Source organism: Actinoalloteichus fjordicus (assembly GCF_001941625.1).
GTDB lineage: Bacteria > Actinomycetota > Actinomycetes > Mycobacteriales > Pseudonocardiaceae > Actinoalloteichus_A > Actinoalloteichus_A fjordicus.
This window is the reverse complement of sequence record NZ_CP016076.1, coordinates 5,034,224-5,054,825: the sequence shown is the minus strand read 5'-3', so window position 1 is coordinate 5,054,825 and position 20,602 is coordinate 5,034,224. Positions and strand designations below refer to the sequence as shown.

At 70.3% G+C, this 20,602-nt stretch carries 14 protein-coding genes; 9 read left to right on the top strand and 5 right to left on the bottom strand.

The window, feature by feature from the left end; all coding sequences use genetic code 11:
• Nucleotides 1–52 precede the first annotated feature (52 nt).
• Complete coding sequence (gene tesB, locus UA74_RS21375; protein WP_075741850.1) at nt 53–1,024, top strand: acyl-CoA thioesterase II; 972 nt, start codon at nt 53–55, stop codon at nt 1,022–1,024.
• A gap of 121 nt (nt 1,025–1,145) precedes the next feature.
• Nucleotides 1,146–2,219, top strand: a complete 1,074-nt coding sequence (locus UA74_RS21370; RefSeq protein ID WP_198042808.1) for a DUF368 domain-containing protein — start codon at nt 1,146–1,148, stop codon at nt 2,217–2,219.
• Nucleotides 2,220–2,420: 201 nt separating this feature from the next.
• Here the strand turns inward: UA74_RS21370 and UA74_RS21365 are convergent, their stop codons facing one another.
• A complete protein-coding gene (locus UA74_RS21365; RefSeq protein WP_075744065.1) occupies nt 2,421–3,851 on the bottom strand; it encodes an aminotransferase class V-fold PLP-dependent enzyme in 1,431 nt (476 codons plus the stop codon).
• A 200-nt stretch (nt 3,852–4,051) separates the two neighbouring features.
• Here UA74_RS21365 and gndA point away from each other — a divergent pair, with 200 nt between their 5' ends.
• Together gndA and UA74_RS21355 are read left to right on the top strand one after the other, a co-directional pair.
• Complete coding sequence (gene gndA / locus UA74_RS21360; RefSeq protein ID WP_075744064.1) at nt 4,052–5,491, top strand: NADP-dependent phosphogluconate dehydrogenase; 1,440 nt, start codon at nt 4,052–4,054, stop codon at nt 5,489–5,491.
• 257 nt (nt 5,492–5,748) lie between these two features.
• Nucleotides 5,749–6,660, top strand: a complete 912-nt coding sequence (locus tag UA74_RS21355; RefSeq protein ID WP_198042807.1) for a DUF4429 domain-containing protein — start codon at nt 5,749–5,751, stop codon at nt 6,658–6,660.
• A gap of 280 nt (nt 6,661–6,940) precedes the next feature.
• On the opposite strand, the gene UA74_RS21350 is transcribed toward UA74_RS21355, so the two are convergent.
• From UA74_RS21350 to UA74_RS21340, 3 genes are all read right to left on the bottom strand, one after another.
• The gene (locus UA74_RS21350) at nt 6,941–7,756 is read right to left on the bottom strand and encodes a SigB/SigF/SigG family RNA polymerase sigma factor (protein WP_075741847.1); all 816 of its coding nucleotides are present in this window, start codon (nt 7,754–7,756) and stop codon (nt 6,941–6,943) included.
• Between the two features lie 262 nt (nt 7,757–8,018).
• A complete protein-coding gene (locus UA74_RS32265) occupies nt 8,019–8,822 on the bottom strand; it encodes an SRPBCC family protein (protein ID WP_075741846.1) in 804 nt (267 codons plus the stop codon).
• 55 nt (nt 8,823–8,877) lie between these two features.
• On the bottom strand, nt 8,878–11,178 hold the full coding sequence (locus tag UA74_RS21340; protein WP_083683452.1) for a SulP family inorganic anion transporter: 2,301 nt from the start codon (nt 11,176–11,178) through the stop codon (nt 8,878–8,880).
• Between the two features lie 761 nt (nt 11,179–11,939).
• On the opposite strand from UA74_RS21340, the gene UA74_RS21335 reads away from it, so the two are divergent.
• The 4 genes from UA74_RS21335 (at nt 11,940) to UA74_RS21320 (ending at nt 18,123) form a co-directional block, all read left to right on the top strand.
• Nucleotides 11,940–12,812 (top strand): DedA family protein, encoded by an 873-nt coding sequence (locus UA74_RS21335; protein ID WP_075741845.1) that lies wholly within the window; start codon nt 11,940–11,942, stop codon nt 12,810–12,812.
• Nucleotides 12,813–13,145: 333 nt separating this feature from the next.
• Complete coding sequence (locus UA74_RS21330) at nt 13,146–15,284, top strand: transglycosylase domain-containing protein (RefSeq protein WP_232237359.1); 2,139 nt, start codon at nt 13,146–13,148, stop codon at nt 15,282–15,284.
• Nucleotides 15,285–15,362: 78 nt separating this feature from the next.
• Entirely contained in the window at nt 15,363–16,421 is a 1,059-nt protein-coding gene (locus UA74_RS21325; RefSeq protein ID WP_075741843.1) for a tartrate dehydrogenase, read from the top strand.
• 421 nt (nt 16,422–16,842) lie between these two features.
• On the top strand, nt 16,843–18,123 hold the full coding sequence (locus UA74_RS21320; protein ID WP_083683451.1) for a nitric oxide synthase oxygenase: 1,281 nt from the start codon (nt 16,843–16,845) through the stop codon (nt 18,121–18,123).
• Between the two features lie 155 nt (nt 18,124–18,278).
• On the opposite strand, the gene treZ is transcribed toward UA74_RS21320, so the two are convergent.
• Nucleotides 18,279–20,036 (bottom strand): malto-oligosyltrehalose trehalohydrolase, encoded by a 1,758-nt coding sequence (treZ, locus tag UA74_RS21315; RefSeq protein WP_075744062.1) that lies wholly within the window; start codon nt 20,034–20,036, stop codon nt 18,279–18,281.
• Nucleotides 20,037–20,152: 116 nt separating this feature from the next.
• On the opposite strand from treZ, the gene UA74_RS21310 reads away from it, so the two are divergent.
• Nucleotides 20,153–20,596 (top strand): DoxX family protein, encoded by a 444-nt coding sequence (locus UA74_RS21310; protein ID WP_075741841.1) that lies wholly within the window; start codon nt 20,153–20,155, stop codon nt 20,594–20,596.
• Nucleotides 20,597–20,602 lie beyond the last annotated feature (6 nt).

Genomic DNA, 20,602 nt, shown 5'->3' with positions numbered 1-20,602 from the left:
TAGCGTTCCGAGTCATGCGAGGCGCACCGCCGGTCGATCGCGAGACGACCGCATGACCGAGACGAACCGCAACGCGGCGTCCGATCCGACCGGAGTCGGCTCGGACGCCGTGCCACGGTCCACGGCCGCCGCCGGGCGTGCCGAGGTCGGGGGCGACGACGTCGCGTCCGGACAACCGGTCCTGGACCGGCTGGTGACACTGCTCGATCTGGAGCGGATCGAGGAGAACCTCTACCGAGGCGTGAGCCCGGCGGAGTCCCCGGTGCGGGTCTTCGGCGGCCAGGTCGCCGGGCAGGCCCTCGTGGCCGCCACCAGAACGGTGCCCGCCGATCGTTATGTGCACTCGCTGCATGCCTACTTCATCCGCGGCGGCGACCCGAGCGTCCCGATCGTCTACGAGGTGGACCGGATCCGCGACGGCCGGTCGTTCACGACTCGGCGTGTGGTCGCCGTTCAGCACGGCAAGGCGATCTTCTCCCTCTCGGCCTCCTATCAGATGCGCGAGACCGGACTGGATCATGCCGAGGTGATGCCCGAGGTGCCTGCCCCGGAGACGCTGCCCACCTGGGCGGATCGGGTCGCGGCTTATCGGGACAAGCTCGGGGTGTTCGCCACGACCCCCCGCCCGTTCGACCTGCGCTACGTCAACGACCCGCCGTGGCTGTCCAGGGAGAGCGGTCCGAGGGAGGCGCACAACAAGGTCTGGATGCGCGCCGCCGGGAGCCTGCCCGACGACGAGGTGCTGCACGTGTGCCTGCTCGCCTACGTCTCGGACCTGACGTTGCTGGACTCGGTGCTCGCCCGCCACGGCGTCTACTGGGGGACCGATCGGGTCGCGGGCGCGAGCCTCGATCATGCGATGTGGTTCCACCGGCCGTTCCGCGCCGACGAGTGGTTCCTGTACGACTGCGCCTCGCCCAGCGCATCCGGCGGGCGCGGCCTGGCCACGGGCCGCTTCTTCACCAGGGACGGCAGGCTGATCGCCTCGGTGGTCCAGGAGGGGCTGCTCCGCGTCTCCCCGTGATCTCCGCTCCGTCGGCGACCGTCGCCGATGGTTCCGGCAGGGGCAGGAGTGCTGCGTCGACCCGGGGAGCCGCAGACCGCGGTGATTCGGTGCGGCACGGCGGGCGGATATCGTGCCTACCGTGCCCTCACCGAAGCCCTCGCCGAAGTCCTCGCCGACATCCCCACCGGAGCCACGATCGCGGCTCCGACCGACGACGTGGAGATCGGCTCCGCTGAACTTCCTGGCAGGTGGCCTCATCGGCACCGTGGAGATCATCCCCGGAGTCAGTGGCGGCACGGTCGCGCTGGTCACCGGGCTTTACGAACGGCTGATCGCCTCAGCGGGCCACCTGGTGACCATGATGCGACTGCTGGTCTCCGGGCTGCGCAGGCGGGACTTCGCCCCGATGAAGGCCGAGGCCGCCAAAGCGGACTGGGCGCTGCTGGGCGCGGTCCTGGCGGGCATGGCGATCGCCGTGGTGACGGTGGCCCGTCTGCTCACCCCGATCCTCGACGACTATCCGGTCGAGTCGCGGGCGGTCTTCATCGGCATGGTGGCGGCCTCGATCCTGGTCCCGGTCCGAATGATGGGCGGGCTGAGACGACCGCTGCACTGGGTCCTGCTGATCGGCACCGCCGTGGCGGCGCTGCTGCTGACCGGGCTGCCCTACGGCGCGTTCGAGGACCCGCCGCTGTGGCTGGTCGGGATCGTCGCGGCCTTCGCCGTCTGCGCCCTGGTGCTCCCCGGGCTCTCCGGATCGTTCCTGATGATGGTGGTCGGGCTCTACGAGCCGACCCTGGATGCGCTCAACGCGCGGGACCTGACCTACATCGGCGTGTTCATGCTCGGTGCGGTGATCGGCCTTGGGACCTTTGTGAAGGTCCTCCAGTGGCTGTTGGAGCATCGTCGGCGGGCGACTCTCGCGGTCATGACCGGCCTGATGATCGGCTCGCTGCGTGCGCTCTGGCCGTGGCAGGACGCCGACAGCGCGGCCCAGTCACCCGATGGAGACCTGATCCCGGTTCTCCTGCTCGCTCTCGCCGGGGCGGGCGTGGTGCTCGTGTTGGTCTTCGCTGAGCAGCAGGTCGCGGCCAAGCGGGCGGCCGAGGCCGCCGAGCAGGCGGGAGCGGACGCTGCGGTGTCCCCGAATGAGGAGACGATGCGCATCCCCCGGACGAGTGGGGACGAACCCACCGAGCGCATCCGACGCTGATCTCCTGGGGCGGGTGCCCGCCAGGGGGCATCGCCGTCGTCGGCGACCGCGGAGAGCAGGCAGGGCGTTGAGCTCGGCGGACCCCTTCGCCTGCCGGTCGGGCCCGGATGTGCGGAAAGCGTGCGGCGGGGTGGGTCGAGGAACACCCGGCCGCTGACGCCGGGCCCCGGCCGACGGTGGCGAAGGCAGGCCGAGCCTCGACTACGCCCGATCGAACTCCTCCCGGAGAAGGCGCCAGAGCTCCAGGACATGTCTGCTCTCGGTGGTGACGCCGCCGATCGCCACCCGTATCACCGGGCGCCCATCCACCGCCGTGTGACTGAGAAACGCCTGACCGGTCTTGTTGACCGAGGCGAGTAGCCGCTCGGTGCGGCGGTCGTCGGCCGCCGCACCGTTCCCGGTGTGCGCCCGGAGACAGACCAGGGCGAAGGACGGCTCCGTGACCAGAGTGAACCGATCGTCGGAGCGGACGAGATCCGCCAGTTCCGCCGCGAGCGCGACGTGGCGGCGAAGGTGTTCCCGCAGACCCCGCAGTCCGAACCAACGCAGCACGGCCCAGAGCTTCAACGCTCGAAATCGCCTGCCGAGGGGGATCTGCCAGTCTCGGTACTCGACGACCGCCCTGCTCTCGCCTGCGGCGTTGCGCAGATACTCCGGCAGGATCGACAGGGCGTCGACGAGTACTCCCGGATGGCGGGTCCAGTACAGGCTGCAGTCGAAGGCGGTCATCAGCCACTTGTGCGCATTGGTGCAGAAGGAGTCCGCCTCGGCGACCCCGGGGAACAACGCGCGCAGCTCGGGGCACAGGGCGGCCACCCCGGCCCACGCGCCGTCGACGTGCAGCCAGATCCCGTGTTCGCGGCAGATCGCGGCGATCTCGGTCAGCGGGTCGATCGCGCCGGTCCCGGTGGTGCCCACCGTCGCGCACACCAGCACCGGCCTGCGCCCGGCGGCCACGTCCTCGGCGACGGCCTCGGCCAGCTCGTCGGGCCGCATCGCCAGGGTGACGGGATCGACCGGCACCAGCCGCAGCCCGTCGTGGCCGAGACCGGCCACTCGGACCGCCTTGGCCAGGCTGGAATGCGTCTCCGTCGATCCGTAGACGACCTCCCCGCCGGTGAGTCCGCTCGACCGCCAGGCACCGAGGGAGTCGCGGTGGAGTGCGGCGAGCAGCGTGACCAGGACGGCGGAGGACGCCGAGTCCTGAATGACGCCGCCTCCGCCGCCGGGGAAGGTGAACTCGGCGGGCAGCCCCAGCTCCTCGGCGAGCCGGTCCAGCAGGTACTGCTCCAGTTCGGTCGACGCCGGGGCGGTCGTCCACGAGATGCCCTGGACGCCGAGGCCGCTGGAGAGCAGGTCGCCCAGCACCGAGGCCAGTGAGGAGTTCGCCGGGAAGTAGCCGAAGAAGGCCGGATGCTGCCAGTGGGCCAGGGCGGGCACGATGACGCGGTCGAGGTCGGCCAGCAACGCAGCAGGCGACTCGCCCTCCTCGGGCAGCCGATCGGGCAGTTGCTCCCACAGTCGTCCCGGCCGAATCTCGCCACGCACGGGCAGGTCGGCCACGCCTGCGCGGTAGTCCGCTATCCAGTCCACGACGGCGTGGCCGAACTCGCGGAACTCCTCGGAGGTCATCTCGGTACCGGGCACGAACACCCACGCTAGTCCCCGAGCCGCAGGCCTGCCGTCGCGCGACGGAACAGGCATCGGGCCGGGACCGACCTGTCTGCCCACTGGTCGGGGGCCGCCGGTTCCCACTGAACGCGGAGATTCCCGGACGAGGCGTTGCCGACAACGACTCGCGCGAGACACACCTCTCGGGGGAGGCTGTGGACATGACGGATGATGTTGCGCGTACCGCACGGATCGGGGTCACCGGGCTTGCCACGATGGGCAGCAATCTCGCCCGCAATCTCGCCAGGCGCGGATACACGGTCGCGGTGCACAACCGGACCCAGGCCAAGACGCGCGAACTGCTTGATCAGCACGGCGACGAGGGTGCCTTCGTGGAGGCGGCGACCCTCGCCGATCTGGTCGCGGTCCTCGAACGGCCTCGGAAGATCATCGTGATGGTCAAGGCGGGCGCCGGGACCGACGCGGTGCTGGACGAGCTGGCCGGACTCCTCGAACCCGGCGACATCCTGCTCGACGGCGGAAACGCCCACTTCGCCGACACTCGGCGGCGGGAGGCGGCCATGCGGGAGAAGGGCCTGCACTTCGTCGGCACCGGAATCTCCGGCGGCGAGGAGGGCGCCCTGCTCGGCCCGAGCATCATGCCCGGCGGCTCCGCCGAGGCCTACGAGCAGGTCGGTCCGATCCTCGAGTCGATCGCCGCCGTCGTCGACGGCGACCCCTGCTGCGTGCGGCTCGGCCCCGACGGCGCAGGCCACTTCGTCAAGATGGTGCACAACGGCATCGAGTACGCCGACATGCAGTTCATCGCGGAGACGTACGACCTGCTGCGCCGGGCCGCCGGGCGAGAGCCCGCCGAGATCGCCGAGGTGTTTCGCACCTGGAACGAGGGCGACCTGGAGTCCTACCTGATCGAGATCACCGCCGAGGTGCTCGCCCACGTCGACCCGGCCACGGGCAGGCCGTTCGTGGACGTCGTCGCCGACCGTGCGGAGCAGAAGGGCACCGGTCGCTGGACGGTCCGGGAGGGACTGGAACTCGGCGAGCCGGTGGCGGGGATCGCGGAGGCCGTGTTCGCCAGGGCGCTCTCCGGTCACGTCGAGCAGCGTTCCGCCGCCGCGAACCTGCCCGGTCCGGCCGCGCCGCCCAAGCTCGGCGACGACTTCGTGGACGACCTGCGCGAGGCGCTCTACGGCGCGAAGCTCGCGGCCTACGCCCAGGGCTTCAGCATGATCACCGAGGCGGGTCGGGAGTACGGCTGGGACATCGACCTCGGTGCCACGGCGCGGATCTGGCGTGGCGGCTGCATCATCCGCGCCCGATTCCTGAACCGGATCACCGATGCCTACCGTGCCGACCCCGGCCTGGTGAACCTGCTGGTCGACGAGTACTTCACCGAGCAGATCGGCCGTGCGCAGGAGGCATGGCGGCGGGTGGTCGCCACCGCCGCCGCCGCAGGAGTGCCGGTGCCGGGCCTGGCCTCCGGGCTGGCCTACTACGACTCGCTGCGTGCCGAGCGGCTGCCCGCCGCCCTGGTGCAGGGCCAGCGCGACTACTTCGGCGCGCACACGTACCAGCGGGTCGACCGGCCGGGCAGCTTCCACACCCGGTGGGGCCAGGGCCGGGACGAGGTCGAGGCCTGATCAGAGCCCCTCGCCGAGGGGTGGACGTGACGACTTCTCAGAGTCTGTCTTTGATCCTCCTGGAGACGTGAGCGGGGATCAGCGTGGCTGAGCTGCCAGGCGGAGGAAGGGGGCATAACGAAAGTTATGTTGACTGACGACAACGCCGCAGATCGCCGCGCTGGCCCCGCGCAACTCCGAAAGTGGGGATCAAAGACAGGCTCTCAGACGAGAGCGATCTCGGCGTCCACCCCGACGGCGCAGGCTATCCTCTGGCCGTGGACTTCGGGTTAGAGCTGTCCGGGCGCAACGCGCGGTGGTCTTTCGAGGCCGCAGGCATCCGAATCCGGTACGGCACCGGACGGCGGACTCACGCCCTGCTCCGGGAGTTCGGCGAGGTCTTCGTGCCCAACGAGGCGCTGGCCGGGGTGACCCTGACCGAGAAGCGGCGGCCGAGTCTCGACCTCCGGCTGCGTCCCCGCGCCGAGCCAGTCCTGGCCGTCGCGGCGGGCGGACTGCCCGACGGGGCCGAGCCGTATCGCCTGACCTTGGACTCCGCGCAGCAGGATCTGGCGGGCTACTACGCCTCCGAGATCGAGGACCGGGTCGCGGTCAATCCGGACTCCGAGGTGCCCGCCCCGCGTTTCCTGGTACGCCTTCCGCCGCCGCCACTCACCGCGAAGGGCTTCGACGGCACCGTGGCCTTCGACGGCCGGGTGCTAACCATGCGGTGGGGCATCCAGGCCCACCGGTCCAAGCGAAAGGTCGGCTCGGCGGTGTACCCGGTGGAGCGACTGCGCGACATCGAGTGGGTCTGCCCGGAGTACGGCGGCTACGGCCATCTCCGAGTCGCCACCGACGACACCAACACCGCCGTGCGACCGAAGCCCGCCCTCGATCTGGCGGCCGTGGTCCTGTACGGGGCGACCGCCGCGCTCTCCGTGGCGTGCGCGGTGCGCGTCGCGATGGACGACGTCGTCTCGACCCCGGCCGCACTGCTCGGAACCGACCTCCCGCCCTCAGCAAGCTCGCCCGCGGAGCCGAGTTCGCCGCCGATGTCGCCCCGTGGCGCGGTGGATGTGGACGAGATCTTCCAGACCATCCGCAAGCTCGGCGACCTGCGCGACGCAGGCCTGCTCAGCGACGAGCAGTTCGAGGAGAAGAAGGCCGAGCTGCTCGGGCGCATCTGAGAGCCTGTCTTTGATCCCCAGTTTCCTGTTGCGCGGGGCAGGCGCGGCGATCTGCGGCGGTCGTCAGTCGACATGACCCCGGTTATGTCTCTTTCCCCCGCCTGGCAGCTCAGCCACGCTGATCCCCGCTCACGACTCCAGGGGGACCAAAGACAGGCTCTGAGCGGCCCTACCGGCCTGCCTCAGGCCGCCGGGCCCGACGGCCGTCCGTGCCGCAGGCGGCGGGTCCGCCGCGCGATCTCCTGCGATCCGGTGCTGCGGGGCGGGACTCGGCCGGGTTCTAGCGTGCCTCTTCGCGGAGCTTGCGCAGCGTACGCGCCAGCAGGCGCGATACGTGCATCTGCGAGATGCCGATGCGCTCGGCGATCTGAGTCTGGGTCATGTTCGCGAAGAACCGCAGCAGCAGCACAGTGCGATCCCGCTGCGGCAGGGTTGCGAGCAGCGGCTGGAGCACCTCCCGGTTCTCCACGCTCTCCATCTCCGGCTCGACTACTCCGAGGGTGTCACCCAGGGCCAGGCTCTCGTCGTCGATGAGCATCTCGTCTAGTGAACTGCTCCGATAGGCGTGGCCTGCCGCCAGACCCTCGTAGACCTGCTCGACGGGCACCTTCAGCCGCTCCGCCAGCTCGCGGGGCGTGGGGGCCCGCCCCAGCGTCTGGGACAGCTCGCCGTTCGCCGAGTTGAGCGCCAGGTGCAGCTCCTGAAGCCTGCGCGGCACGCGCACCGTCCACCCGGTGTCGCGGAAGTGTCTGCGCACCTCCCCCATCACGGTCGGCACCGCGTACGAGAGGAAGTCGACCCCCCGCTCCGGGTCGAAGCGATCCACCGCCTTGATGAGGCCCATCGTGGCGACCTGGACCAGGTCGTCCTGCGTCTCGCCTCGATTGGCGAACCGCCTGGCCACGTGCCGGGCCAGGGGGAGGTGCTCGGTGACCAGCCGCTCGCGCAGCGCCGTGTGCTCCCGACAGTCGGGGGCGAGCGCGGCGAGCTCGGCGAACAGCGGAGCGAGATGCCCGTAGCGGACGTTCTCGTCGTCGCTCGCATCCCGCTCGCCGCCTGTTGGCCGGGCAGCACCCGGACGGGCCCCTCGGCTCACGCCGCGCCCGCTCGCCGTCTCTGCGATTCCACGTGCTCCAGCTTGCCTGCACTCCGGCCCTCCTGCTCGTCGTGCGGACCGGGCAGGCGGCAGGGAGTGGACGGCCGGAACGAGCGACGCCCGTTCGGTCGGACAGCCACGTCGTCGGGCTGGATGCCGACGCCGTGGGGCTGGATGCCGACGCCGTGCTGCCTGCCGTAGGCGCCGCCGGGCCGGACGGTGCCGGTTCGCCGGAACGAACCGGCACCGTGCCTCGGGTGGATCAGACCCTCCCGGATGAGCCGCGTCGCGGCATCACCGGATCGTCCTTCTGGCCTGGCACGTCGGTCGGTGCGGATGCCTGCGACGGCACGTCGTCCGCGTCCTCGCGTTCCAGGACGGCGGCCGCCTGCGGCTGGTCCGCCTGGGGTGGTGCCTCCGTCGCCGATGCGGCCGAGTTGTGGGTGCGCGGCGCGACCAGGTCGATCGTCGACGGCGGCGGTGTCTCCGCCTCGATCTCGGCCTCGATCCGGTCGGCCATCGCCGGTTCGACCCCGGCGTCGATGTCCGCCGCGATCTCGGTCTCGACGATGAGGCCCGCCGCGTCCGCCCGGTCCGAGTCGTCCTCGGCTGCCGAGTCGATCGGCTGCGGGTCCTCGTCGAAGAGCTCGAAGATGTCGGCCTCGAGGAACTCCTTGAACCGTTCGAGGTCGGCGCGCACGCGTTGGGCGATGAGTCCGAGCGCGCCTCCTGCCTTCTCCACCAGCGTCGTCGGCTCGTAGTCCATGCGCAGGTGAACGCGGGTGGTGTCCTCGTCGACGGCCCGGAAGGTGACTACTCCCGCGTGGTCTTGGCCGCCGTCGGCCTGCCAGCTGATCAGGTCGTCGAGACGCTGCTCGACGACCCGCGCGTCGAACTCCCGACGGACCCCGGCGATCTCGATCACCCAATGGCTGGCCCGGCCGTCGACCGGAGTGATCTCTTCGACGCCCTCCATGAAGAGGGGAAAGTCCTCGATGCGTGCCCACCCGGCGTAGGCGACGCTGATCGGGACCCGAACGTCCACCGATTCCTCGATCCTCGTCACGGCGGGACCTCCTTCGGCTGATCGTGGGGCACGGACTACCCGGAGGATCTGCCGTTCACACCTGGCCGAGCGGCTCGGAGAGGGCCCGCAAGGTGCCGTCGTGCTCGTCCACGAGGTACATCCGTGCCTCGGCCAGGTCGAAGTACATGCCCGCAAGCGTCAGCCGCCCCGCCAGGACCGCCTCCCTGACCAGCGGGTACGTCATCAGGTTCGTCAGCTGTTGCCGGACGTTGATGACAGCGACCGAGTCCGCCGCCGAACCGGCCCCCTCGTCCTGCCCGGCATCCGAGGGCGGCAGCGAGCGGAAGCGCCGCAGGCTCGGCTCCGCGTGGACGAGCCAGTCGGCCAGATGACTGCTCGGATTCATGTCGTCTTCGAGCAGGGAGCGCATCGCCCCGCAGTGCGAGTGGCCGCAGACCACGATGCTGGTGACGGCGAGGCGCTCGACGGCGAACTCGACGGCCGAGCCCACCGAGCTGTCGCCCAGCGAGTCGCTCGGCGGCACCAGATTCCCCACGTTGCGCAGGGTGAACAGGTCGCCAGGCCCGCTGGTGGTGATCACGTTGGGCACCATGCGGGAGTCCGCGCAGCAGACGAACAGCCGGGCGGGGCGTTGGCCGTGCTCGGCCAGCTCGGCGAGCAGCGGACGCAGCAGGGGAGCGGATCGCCGCTCGAACTCCTGCACACCGAGGATCATCGGATCGGCCTCGTCGCGCTGTCGGGGGATGGCGGACTCGATGTCGGTGCGCTGATCACGATGTCGCTGCCAGTGCTGCCAGGGAGCGAACCAGTGCGGTGCCAGGGCCGTCGAACTCCGCGACGTCGCGGGCCTGCCGCCTCGGACGGCCCGGTGATACCAGGCGGCGCCGATCTCGTCGACGCGCACGGTGCCCCCCGCCCGTTCGTAGCCGACCCGCCAGTCACGCAGCGCCTCGAAGGCGCCCTGGTCTAGACAGTCCAGGTGCAGCTCGACGGTCACGTCCTGCCCGGCAGGCACCGTGTTCAGCCGGGAGGTCAGGGAGCTGACGCCGAGGAAGACCAGCGACCCGCCGACCGTGACTCGCCAGCGGTCGTCGCCGAGCGGAACCACCTGGATGCTGTGCCTGGCGAGGCGCCACAGGGTCTGCACCATGGCCAGTGCCAGCCCCGCGAGGACGCCGACGACCAGGTCGAAGCAGACCACGCCCGCCATGGTCACGGCGTAGGGCAGGAACTCCCGCTGCCGCCAGAGCAGCCGCATCCGGGCCGGGTCCACCAGCTTGACGCCCACCACGATCAGGACGGCGGCCAGCGCGGTCAGCGGGATCATCTCCAGCAGGGCGCCGAGGAACAGGACGGCACCTGCCACCCAGACGCCGTGCAGGATGCTGGATGCGCGGGTGCGGGCACCAGAGGAGACGTTCGTCGAGCTGCGGACGATCACGCCGGTGATGGGCAGCCCGCCGAGGGAACCGGAGCCGATGTTGGCCGCGCCCTGCGCGAGCAGCTCGCGATTCAGGTCGGCACGAGGGCCGTCGTGCATTCGGTCGACGGCGACTGCCGACAGCAGCGACTCGACGCTGGCGACCAGCGCGACGGTCAGCACGCCGACTCCGACGGCGAGCAGATCGGAGTCCGGCAGCGCGGGCAGGCTGATCGCGCCGAGCGGATCGTCCGGCAGCGAGACTGTCACGACGTCGGGACTGCCCATGGCCAGCAGCGTGGCGATGGCGACGGCGGCCAGCGGCGCGGGCACGGCCCGCAGCACGGGCAGACGCGGCCAGGCGATCAGCACCACGACGGCTGCCAGACCGATGAGCAGGGTCGGTGTGTGCAGACCGGTGAGGACCTCGGGCATCGCATCGAGGTTCTCCAGCGCCTCGGGACGGGACTGGCCGCCGAGCATGACCTGGGCCTGACCGATGGCGATCACCACGCCGATGCCCGCGAGCATCCCGTGGACGACCGCCGGGGAGAGCGACAGGGCGAGCCGGGCGACCTTCGAGACGCCGAAGAGCAGTTGGAGGAGGCCGGCTCCGACGGTGATGGCTGCGGTGACCGGCCAGCCGTGCCGCTCGATCAGGCTGGCGACGATCACCACCAGGCCTGCCGCCGGGCCGCTGACCTGGAGGGGGGCGCCCGCGAATGCCCCGGCGACGACACCGCCGACCACGGCGGCGATCAGCCCCGCCATGATCGGCGCTCCGGTCGCGGCCGCGATGCCCAGTGACAGCGGCACGGCGACCAGGAACACCACCAGGGATGCGGGCAGGTCGTGACGGAGGAGCTCGCCCCATCGTCCTGTGGGCGGGCTCGCTGGAGGGTCGACGGTGGTGTGCTCGCCGCCGTGCGGGCGTGGCTCGGATCGTTTGTTCATGGGCACTCCTCTGGACGGGTACGGGTCAGGGGCCGCTCGGCCCCGGTGTGGCTCCCGGGTCGGCGCAGGCGTCGCCGGGGATTCCGAGCGCGGATCGACCTCGCCGGTCGCGGGGTCTTTCGTCGACGGCCGAGGGATCGGTGCTGCCTGATCGCAGGCGGGAGAGGCCGGGGCGGCGAACCGGGACTGGCACGGGCAGACCGGCCGGGGAACGGACGGCGTAGAGCGCGGAGCGAAGGCGGAGCAGCGGGCAGGCATCAGGTTCGATGGCCGGTCGGGTCGATCAAGCCGCGCGGCCGTTCTGCCTTGCGTGACACGGCGGGCGGCCTCGCCTGCGGTGATCGGCGACCGTGCGGGCGTGGGCGGCGGGAGTCCGGACCCGGACTGCGCCTGCCGGACGTCTTCGCTCCCGGACGGGTACTCGGGATGGTTCCACGAGGTGCTCTCCGAGGGGTCGGTGTACGGGATCGGGTCGACGATCGGCCGATGGTCGCCACCCCGAGAACCATCATCACCAAATAGGATTGATCGGACAAAGAGAATCATCCGGTCGGGTAATGCCCAGGTGAGGAGCCGATCGGTGGGTGCGGGGAACTTCGGTAGGGTCGACACCGTCCGAGTGATGCCCGTCGCCAACCGCAACGGCACGGGGCGGCTGGGACTGAAGAACCCGGTCGGGTGATTACCCGACGGGTGGGTCCGTTGCTGTCAGCACGGCGTATGCCCGGACGGGCACGTCACATCAAGGGGGAGTGTCTCGGGTGGGTCCGCTCACGGAAGCTCTGAATGCGCTGGCGGAGCTTCCGCAGCCCGCAGTGATAGCGGCGACCGGGCTTCTCGTGCTCGCTGAGACGACGATCGGCCTCGGGTTCATCGCACCCGGCGAGACCGGACTGCTCATCGCGGCCACCACGGTCCGTGACCCGTGGGCCTTCGCGATCATGTGCATCGTCGTGACCGTGTGTGCCTCCCTCGGCGACTCGATCGGCTATCTGCTCGGCAAGCGATTCGGCCCGAGGATTCGAGAGACGAAGCTGATCCGCAAGATCGGGCAGGCGCACTGGGATCGGGCGGGCGAGCTGTTGCGCAAGCACGGCGTCTGGGCGGTGTTCTTCGCCCGATTCCTCCCGGTGGTGCGCACCCTGACGCCCGCCGCCGCAGGCGCCTCCGGGCTGGTCTATCGCCGGTTCCTGCCCGGCTCGATCGCGGGCGCGGCGTGCTGGTCGGTCCTGCACGTCGGCATCGGCGCGGGCGCGGGCGCCTCCGCGCAGTTCATCGAGGCCCGGCTCGGTCGGGCCAGTTGGATTCTGCTGATCGCCCTCGCGGTCCTGGTGGTCCTGGTGATCCTGCTCAAGACCAGGAAGGCCAGGAAGACCGCGGGCGCGGCGGCCACCGCCACGGGTTCGACGGCGGCGGACACCGGCGACGCGGCGACCTCGGGTATCACTCCCGCGACGAGCGGTGCTCGGCCGGAGGAGCCGATGCCTGCGAGTGCTCCGCAGGACTCCCGGCCCTCGGAGACCGCCCGTCGCCCGGACGACGCTGCGACGGCAGACACCCCGAAGACGTCTCAGCCCGCCGGGTCCGACGCGCGGGACCCGGAGGAGCCGGCCTCGCTGGACCCGGTGTCCTGACGGTCGAGGACGCAGGCAGGCGCGCTCGCTCTGATCTCGGGCGAATCTCCGTTGCTGTCAAGGAGATCGCGCCCGGTCCTTGTCACGATCGGGCGACGCGGTTTCAGGCACAATGGTGAACGGATGCGGCGTTGGTGACTAGCACCGTGCTGATCTCGCCGGAGCGTCCGCTCTGGGCGGGACCGCAGCTGGGGTGAGTCACTTCACTCCCCCGCCAGGCAACGTGGTCTCGATCACCGACGTCTTCCGAAGCGGCAGCGGTGTGCGCTGTGCTCGGCGTTCGCCGATCATCGACGCCGGTCCGGTCGCATTCGACCGCCGGAGGAAGGAGTTGTGCCAGCCGTGTTCCTGGCTCGGGCGAAGGGCCTGTCAAAACTCTTAGGTCTGTGTCTCATCGCGGGCGTCTTGGTGGCTGCGGTGCTGTTCCCCGTGGCCGCAGGTTTCGGTGCCGTGTCAAATCAGGCGGCGGAGACGGTGAACAACACGTCTGCCGAGTTCGAGGAGAGGATGCCCGCCACCATCTCCACCATCACCGACATGCACGACACCCCGATTGCTCACCTATATCACCAGAATCGGGTGATCGTTCCGCCGGAGGCCATCTCCGAGGAGATGAAGGCGGCGATCGTGGCCGTCGAGGATCATCGATTCGAGGACCACGAGGGTGTCGACTGGCAGGCGACCATCCGGGTCGCCCTCCAGAACCAGATGGCCGGTGACGTTCAGGGCGGCGGATCGACGCTGACCCAGCAGTACGTGAAGAACTACCTGGCGTTCGTCGTCGCCGACGGCGACTCGGAGGATCCGGAGTTCCAGGCAGCCACCGAGACCACGATCGCCAGGAAGCTCCGCGAGGCGCGGATCGCGTTGGACATCGAAGAACGGATGACCAAGGACGAGATCCTCGCCGGGTATCTCAACGTCGTGCCCTACGGCAACGAGATCTTCGGCGTGCACCAGGCGGCCGACGCCTATTTCGACACCACGCCCGATCAGCTCAACGTGGCTCAGTCGGCCCTGCTGGCCGCCATCGTCAACCAGCCTTCGACGCTGAACCCGATCCGTCGTCCCGAGCAGGCCATCGAACGACGCAACCTGGTGATCCAGCTCATGGCGGATCAGGGTCGGTTCTCGGAAGACGGTGCGGAGGCGAACCAGGAGATCGGCGACGAGATCAAGCAGGAGCCGCTCGGGGTGCTCAACCCGCTGAACCAGACCTCGCACGGCTGTGTCCCGGCGAGAGAAGGAACCGTCAACGGCTTCTTCTGCTCGTACGTGATCAACTACCTCCTGAGTCACGGTTTCGATCTGGAGGAGATCAAGCGCGGCGGATACACGATCAAGACCACGCTTGATCCGAGGGCCACGGAGCTCGCCAAGCAGGCGGCCGAGAACCATGTCCCGAAGAACGCGGACGGGATCGCCAACGTGATGGCGATCGTGGAGCCCGGCACCGAGTCCCACAAGGTGCGGGCGCTGGTCGCCAACCGGGACTACGGCCTGGACAGCGAACAGTTCCAGACGACCATCGACCTGCCCAGTTATGTCACCACCTTCGGGGCGGGCTCGATCTACAAGGTCTTCACCGCGGCCGCCGCGTTGGAGAACGGCTACAACATCAACCAGACACTCGATGTCCCGGATGTCTACACGTCGCCGGTCTATCGGGGCGACGGCGGGCCTTACCAGGTTCGGAACTCTGGTAACGGTTATCCGGAGACCATGTCGTTCACCGAGGCGCTGGCCACCTCGCCGAACACGCCGTTCCTCCCGATGCAGGAGGCCGTCGGGGTCGGTTCAGTGGTCAACATGGCCTCCAGTCTCGGGCTGCGCCGGGGCATGAACGAGGTCAACCTGTCGGGAACCGCGATTCAGCCGGATTCCGACAACGGGATGCTCAACAGGTCACAGGGTGAGGCGGTGACCCAGGGCAACCAGGGCTCGTTCACCTTGGGCGCCGGGCCGACCAGCGTGCTGGAATTGGCCAACGTGAGTGCCACGCTGGTCAGTGGCGGCGTGTGGTGCCCGCCGAGCCCGATCGAGGAGATCCGGGATCGCAACGGCGAGGTCGTGCCGATCGACGAGGCGCCGTGCGAGCAGGCGGTCGACGAGGGCCTGGCCAATTCCATGGCCCAGGCGATGAGCCGGGACACGACGGGCAGCGGCACCGCCGCGAACGCCGCGTCCGCTGCGGGCTGGTCTCGTCCGATGGTGGGCAAGACCGGTACCACGCAGAACTACCGCTCGGCGGCGTTCATGGGGGCGACCCCCCACTGGGCCGGGGCGAACATGGTCTTCGGGGACAGCTCCCGGCCGGGGCCGATCTGCAACGGGACGCCCCCGGTGCAGTGCGGGTCCGGAAACATGTACGGCGGCCACGCACCCGCCAGGACCTGGTTCCAGACGATGACCCCGCTCCACGAGGGTCTGCCCGACGCACCACTGCCCGCGGCCGATCCTCGCTACTCCTGATCGACCCGGGTTGTTGAAGACCCCCCGAGGGGATGAGACGCTGACCGGCGTCCCACCCCCTCGGGAAGGTCCAGCGAGATGACGCAACGCATTGCGGTGATCCCCGGCGACGGCATCGGAGTCGAGGTGACCAGCGCGGCTCGGACCGTGTTGGACGCGGTGGCCGCCCGGCACGGCCTCGATCTCGCCTTTCAGGAGTTCGACTGGTCCTGCGCCCGTTTCGCGGAGACTCGAGAGATGATGCCGGAGGACGGCATCGACACCCTCCGAGGCTTCGACGCGATCCTGCTCGGCGCCGTCGGCTGGCCCGGCGTGGCCGACCACGTCTCGCTGTGGGGCCTGCTGATCCCCATCCGTCGCGCCTTCCACCAGTTCGTCAATCACCGGCCCGCCCGCACCTTCGCGGGCGTCCCCTCGCCGTTGTCCGGGGTGGGACCGGGCGACATCGACATCCTGGTGGTCCGGGAGAACACCGAGGGCGAGTACTCCCAGATCGGCGGCCGGTTCAATCAGGGCCTTGCCGAGGAGGCCGCCGTCCAGGAGGCGATCTTCACCCGCCAGGGCATCACCAGAGTGGCGGACTACGCCTTCACCGCCGCCCGCGCTCGCAGCGGCAGGCTGGTCTCGGCGACCAAGTCGAACGGCATCGTGCACACCATGCCGTTCTGGGACGAGGTGGTGCGCTCCCGCGCCGAGGCCTTCCCCGAGGTCAGCTGGCGCAGTGAGCACATCGACGCCCTGGCCGCGAAAGTGGTGCTCGCGCCGAGCTCGCTGGACGTGATCGTCGCCTCCAATCTGTTCGGCGACGTCCTCAGCGACCTGACCGCCGCCGCGACGGGCTCCATCGGGCTGGCGGCCAGCGCCAACCTCAATCCGAGCGGCGAGCATCCCTCGATGTTCGAGCCGGTGCACGGCTCGGCACCCGACATCGCCGGGCGCGGCATCGCCAATCCGGTGGGCGCCCTGTGGTCCGTGGTGCTGATGCTGGAGCAGCTCGGGCACGCCGAGGCCGCCTCGGACCTGATGGGCGCCATCGAGCGAAGCCTCGCCGATGCCGCCACCCGCACCGGGGACGTCGGCGGCAACGCCGACACCGCCGCCGTCACGGAGTTCGTCGCCGCCGCTGTCGGCGGGTGATCGCGGTCGCCGCCGGGGGTGAGCGCCGCTCGCGACCCGGCGGGGCTCGCGGCCGACACCGTCGAGCACGGGCGTCAACGCTCCTCGCGATGGAGACCGACCGCCTGGCGGCATTGATCGGGTTCAGCCATGGATTCGAGGAGCAGGCGGCGAATCGCGAACGGGTCGACCGGACGCGGCAGCACTCAAGGAGCCCGTACCAGGCAGACCGAGGAGCAGGCGCTGCTGACGGGGCCTCGGCCTCGCACCGAGCCCCGTCGGCGTCCGTTCCCGCCCCCCGCGCGGCCGCCGACGCGGCAGGGGCGGCACTGTGGTGCGTCGTGGGCGACCGCCGACGCGGCTCGTCCCGTCGTCCGAGGAAGATCACATCATCGTCGGAGTGGCTACCCGTCGCGGCCCGGTGGCACTAGGTTGTTGCCCCGTGACTCTTTCCCCCGGCAGAGTGTCCTCCGGCGAGGGTTGTCCCGTCGCCGATCCCCAGGTCTGGCATCAGCAGCCCGCCCCGCAGCGCCCGGAGCAGCCGGACGTCCTTGCTCAGGCCGAGGAGTTCCTCGATCTGTTCGAGAAGGAACACGACATGGCCGGGGCACTCCAGTCGCGGCGACGCTGGATTCGCGCCGAGATCGAGGCCACCGGTACCTATGTGCACACGACGGCGGAACTCGTCTTCGGTGCCAGGGTCGCCTGGCGCAACAGCGCGCGCTGCATCGGCAGGCTGTACTGGAAGAGCCTGCGCGTGCGGGACTTCCGGGCCGTGCGGGGCTCCGCCGCCGTCGCCGAACGGTGTGTCGACCACCTTCGCTCCGCCACCAACAACGGGCGGGTGCGTCCCACGATCAGCGTGTTCGCGGCCGACGCGCCGGACCGGCCGGGGCCGAGGATCTGGAACGAGCAGCTCATCCGCTACGCGGGCTATCGGACCGAGGACGGCGGGGTGCTCGGCGATCCCCGATATCTGGACTTCACCGAGGCCGTGCAGGCCCTCGGCTGGCAGCCGCCCGCGCAGCCGGGCGCGTTCGACGTCCTGCCGCTGGTGATCGACAGCCCGGAGGAGGGCACCCGCTGGTTCGAGCTGCCCCGGTCCGTGGTGCACGAGGTGGAGCTGCGCCATCCGGAGCTGCCGTGGTTCGCCGAGCTGGGACTGCGTTGGCACACGGTGCCCGCCATCTCGAACATGAGCCTGGTGATCGGCGGCGTCTCGTATTCGGCCGCCCCCTTCAACGGCTGGTACATGGGCACCGAGATCGGGGCGCGCAACCTCGCCGACCACGACCGCTACGCGATGCTGCCGGAGGTGGCGCGGCGAATGGGGCTGGACACCTCCAGCGAGCAGACGCTGTGGAAGGACCGTGCGCTCGTGGAGCTGAACCGGGCGGTGCTGCACTCCTTCGCCAAGGCCGAGGCGACGATCACCGACCACCACACCGAGTCCGAGCGCTTCCTGACCCACGTGAGCCGGGAGGAGAAGGCAGGCCGCAGCTGCCCGGCGGACTGGAGTTGGATCGTGCCGCCGCTGTCGGGCTCGCTGACGCCGGTCTTCCACCGCTATTACGACACCGAGGAGCTCTGGCCGAACTTCGTCCTGGACGACGAGGCGGCGAAGCGCGGCACCCAGGGCGGCCCGGTGCGCGCCCCGATGCCTGCGGAGCTGCCGGAGGCGGGCCTGCTCTCGATGTTCGGCCTGCCGCTGGTGGTGAACTGACCGAGTCCTGCTCGCCCTGATCCCGTGGTCGGCAGCCGGGGGTCGGGTGACGACGGCGGACACCGCTTGAGGAGCAGGCCCGCAGGCCCGGCGACCTCGGCGATCCCGCTGCTCGGTCGGCCGCCGAGCGGCTGTCGTCGTCAGTCCTGTCGTCGTCAGGCCTGTCGCCGGGCGACGCGAAGCAGGGCGAAGGACTCGGGCCCGAGGTCGAGATGGTCCGCGGTCTCGGCGGCCTGCTGCGGCCCGAGTGGGGGGACGGCGGTCAGGACCTCCTCGATCTGGCCGCCCGAGGGAATCCGTCGGGCCGTGTCCGAGAGATTGCAGACCAGCCGCAGGTCTCCCCGCCGGAGCATGATCCAGCGGGCCGCCTCGTCGACGTCGACGCCGAAGCGGTCCAGCCGGGGATCGGTCAGTTCGGGGTGGGCACGGCGGAGTGCGATCAGCCGCCGGTAGACGTCGAGCAGTTCGCGATGCCCGGCACGCGTGGGCTCCGACCAGTCCAGCGTCGACCGGGTGACGGTGGCGGGGTCGAGCGGATCAGGCACGTCGGCCTCGTCCCAGCCGTGGGCGCCGAACTCCGCGCGGCGCCCGGTGCGCACCGCCTCGGCCAGTGCCGGGTCGGGGAACGAGGCGAAGAACTGCCACGGCGTGCCCGCGCCCCATTCCTCACCCATGAACAGCATCGGCGTGTAGGGCGTGCACAGCACCAGCGCGGCACCGCAGGCCAGCAGGCCGGGGGAGAGGCTCGCCGAGATCCGATCGCCTGCGGCGCGGTTGCCGATCTGGTCGTGGTTCTGGAGGTAGATGAGGAATCGATGTGCGGGCACGCGGTGGGTGTCCACCGGCCTGCCGTGGTCGCGTCCTCGGAACGAGGACCTCGTGCCTGCGTGGAAGAAGACGCCGCGCAGCGTGTCGGCCAGGGCCCGCAGCGAGCCGAAGTCCGCGTAGTAGCCCTGGCGTTCGCCGGTCAGCGCGGCATGCAGGCAGTGGTGGAGGTCGTCGTCCCACTGGGCGTGCAGTCCGTGGCCGCCCGCCTCGCGAGGCGTGATCAGCCGAGGGTCGTTGAGGTCCGACTCGGCGATCAGCGTCAGCGGCCTGCCCAGATGGGCCGACAACCCCTCGACGGCGACGGACAGCTCCTCCAGCAGGTGGATCGCCCGCTGGTCACGCAGGGCATGCACCGCGTCCAGTCGGAGACCGTCCACCTGGAAGTCGCGCAGCCAGCCCAGCGCGTTGTCGATGATCAGGTTGCGGACCTCGTCGGAGTCGGCGCCGTCGAGATTGACCGACGGTCCCCACACCGTGCTGCCCGCGAAGTAGGGGCCGAAGCGATCGAGATAGGCCCCCGACGGGCCGAGATGGTTGTAGACGACGTCGAGCAGCACGGCGAGTCCTCGCTCATGGCACGCGTCGACGAAGCGCTTGAAGCCGTCCGGGCCGCCATAACTCTCCTGGACCGCCGACCAGGCGACTCCGTCGTACCCCCACCCTGCGGGCCCGTCGAAGGAGTTGACCGGCAGCACCTCGACGAAGTCGATGCCCAGCGCCACGAGGTGATCGAGGCGTTCGACGGCGGCATCGAAGGTCCCCGCCTCGGTGAAGGTGCCGATGTGCAGCTCGTAGACCACTCCGCCCGGCAGTGGCCGTCCCGTCCAGCCCTCGGCCTGCCAGTCGAATCGACCGTGGTCGTAGACCCGCGACAGGCCGTGCACGCCGTCGGGCTGCCAGCGCGAACGGGGGTCGGGCAGCGGCTGTTCGTCGTCGAGCCGGAATCCGTAGGCGGTGCCGTGCCCGGCCTCGGGGAGCGACGCCAGCCACCAGCCGCCGTCGGTGCGCCGCATCGGATGCTCGGCATCCTCGGTGTGCAGGGTGACCGTCTGCCGCTGCGGTGCCCAGACCGCGAAGTCCGCCATGTGGATCATCTTGGCGTCGATGGTGCGTCGTTGCCCAGCCACCGAGGAGAAACACTGTTCTGTAACAGTGTTACCGCCGGTGGGGTGTCGGACGGCTCCCGAGGAGAGGAGAGTCGATGGCTCCGCTGATCATGCTGATCGCGGCGACCCTGCTCGGGAGGACGGCGGGCCTGTTCGGCGTCGAGGCCCTCGACGAACGGCCCGCCGCCTTGCGGCTCGGGCTGGCGGCGATGGTGCTGCTGACCGGCCTCGCGCACTTCGTCGAGCCGCGCCGCGCGAGCATGATCGCGATGGTGCCGCCGAGCCTGCCCCGCCCCGCACTCCTGGCGACGGCGACCGGCGTGCTGGAGCTTCTCGCCGTGCCCGGCCTGCTGTGGTCGCCGACGGCGCGCTGGGCGGCGGCCGGGCCCGCGGTGCTGCTGGTCGTGATGTTTCCCGGCCGACGTCTCCGCGCCCGGCGTGAGGTGGTGTTCGCAGGCAGGCCCGCGACGCCGCTGCTGCCGCGCACGCTGATGCAGCTCGGGTTCCTGTCGGCGTGCCTGGTGGTGGTGTTCGGCTAGCGCCGT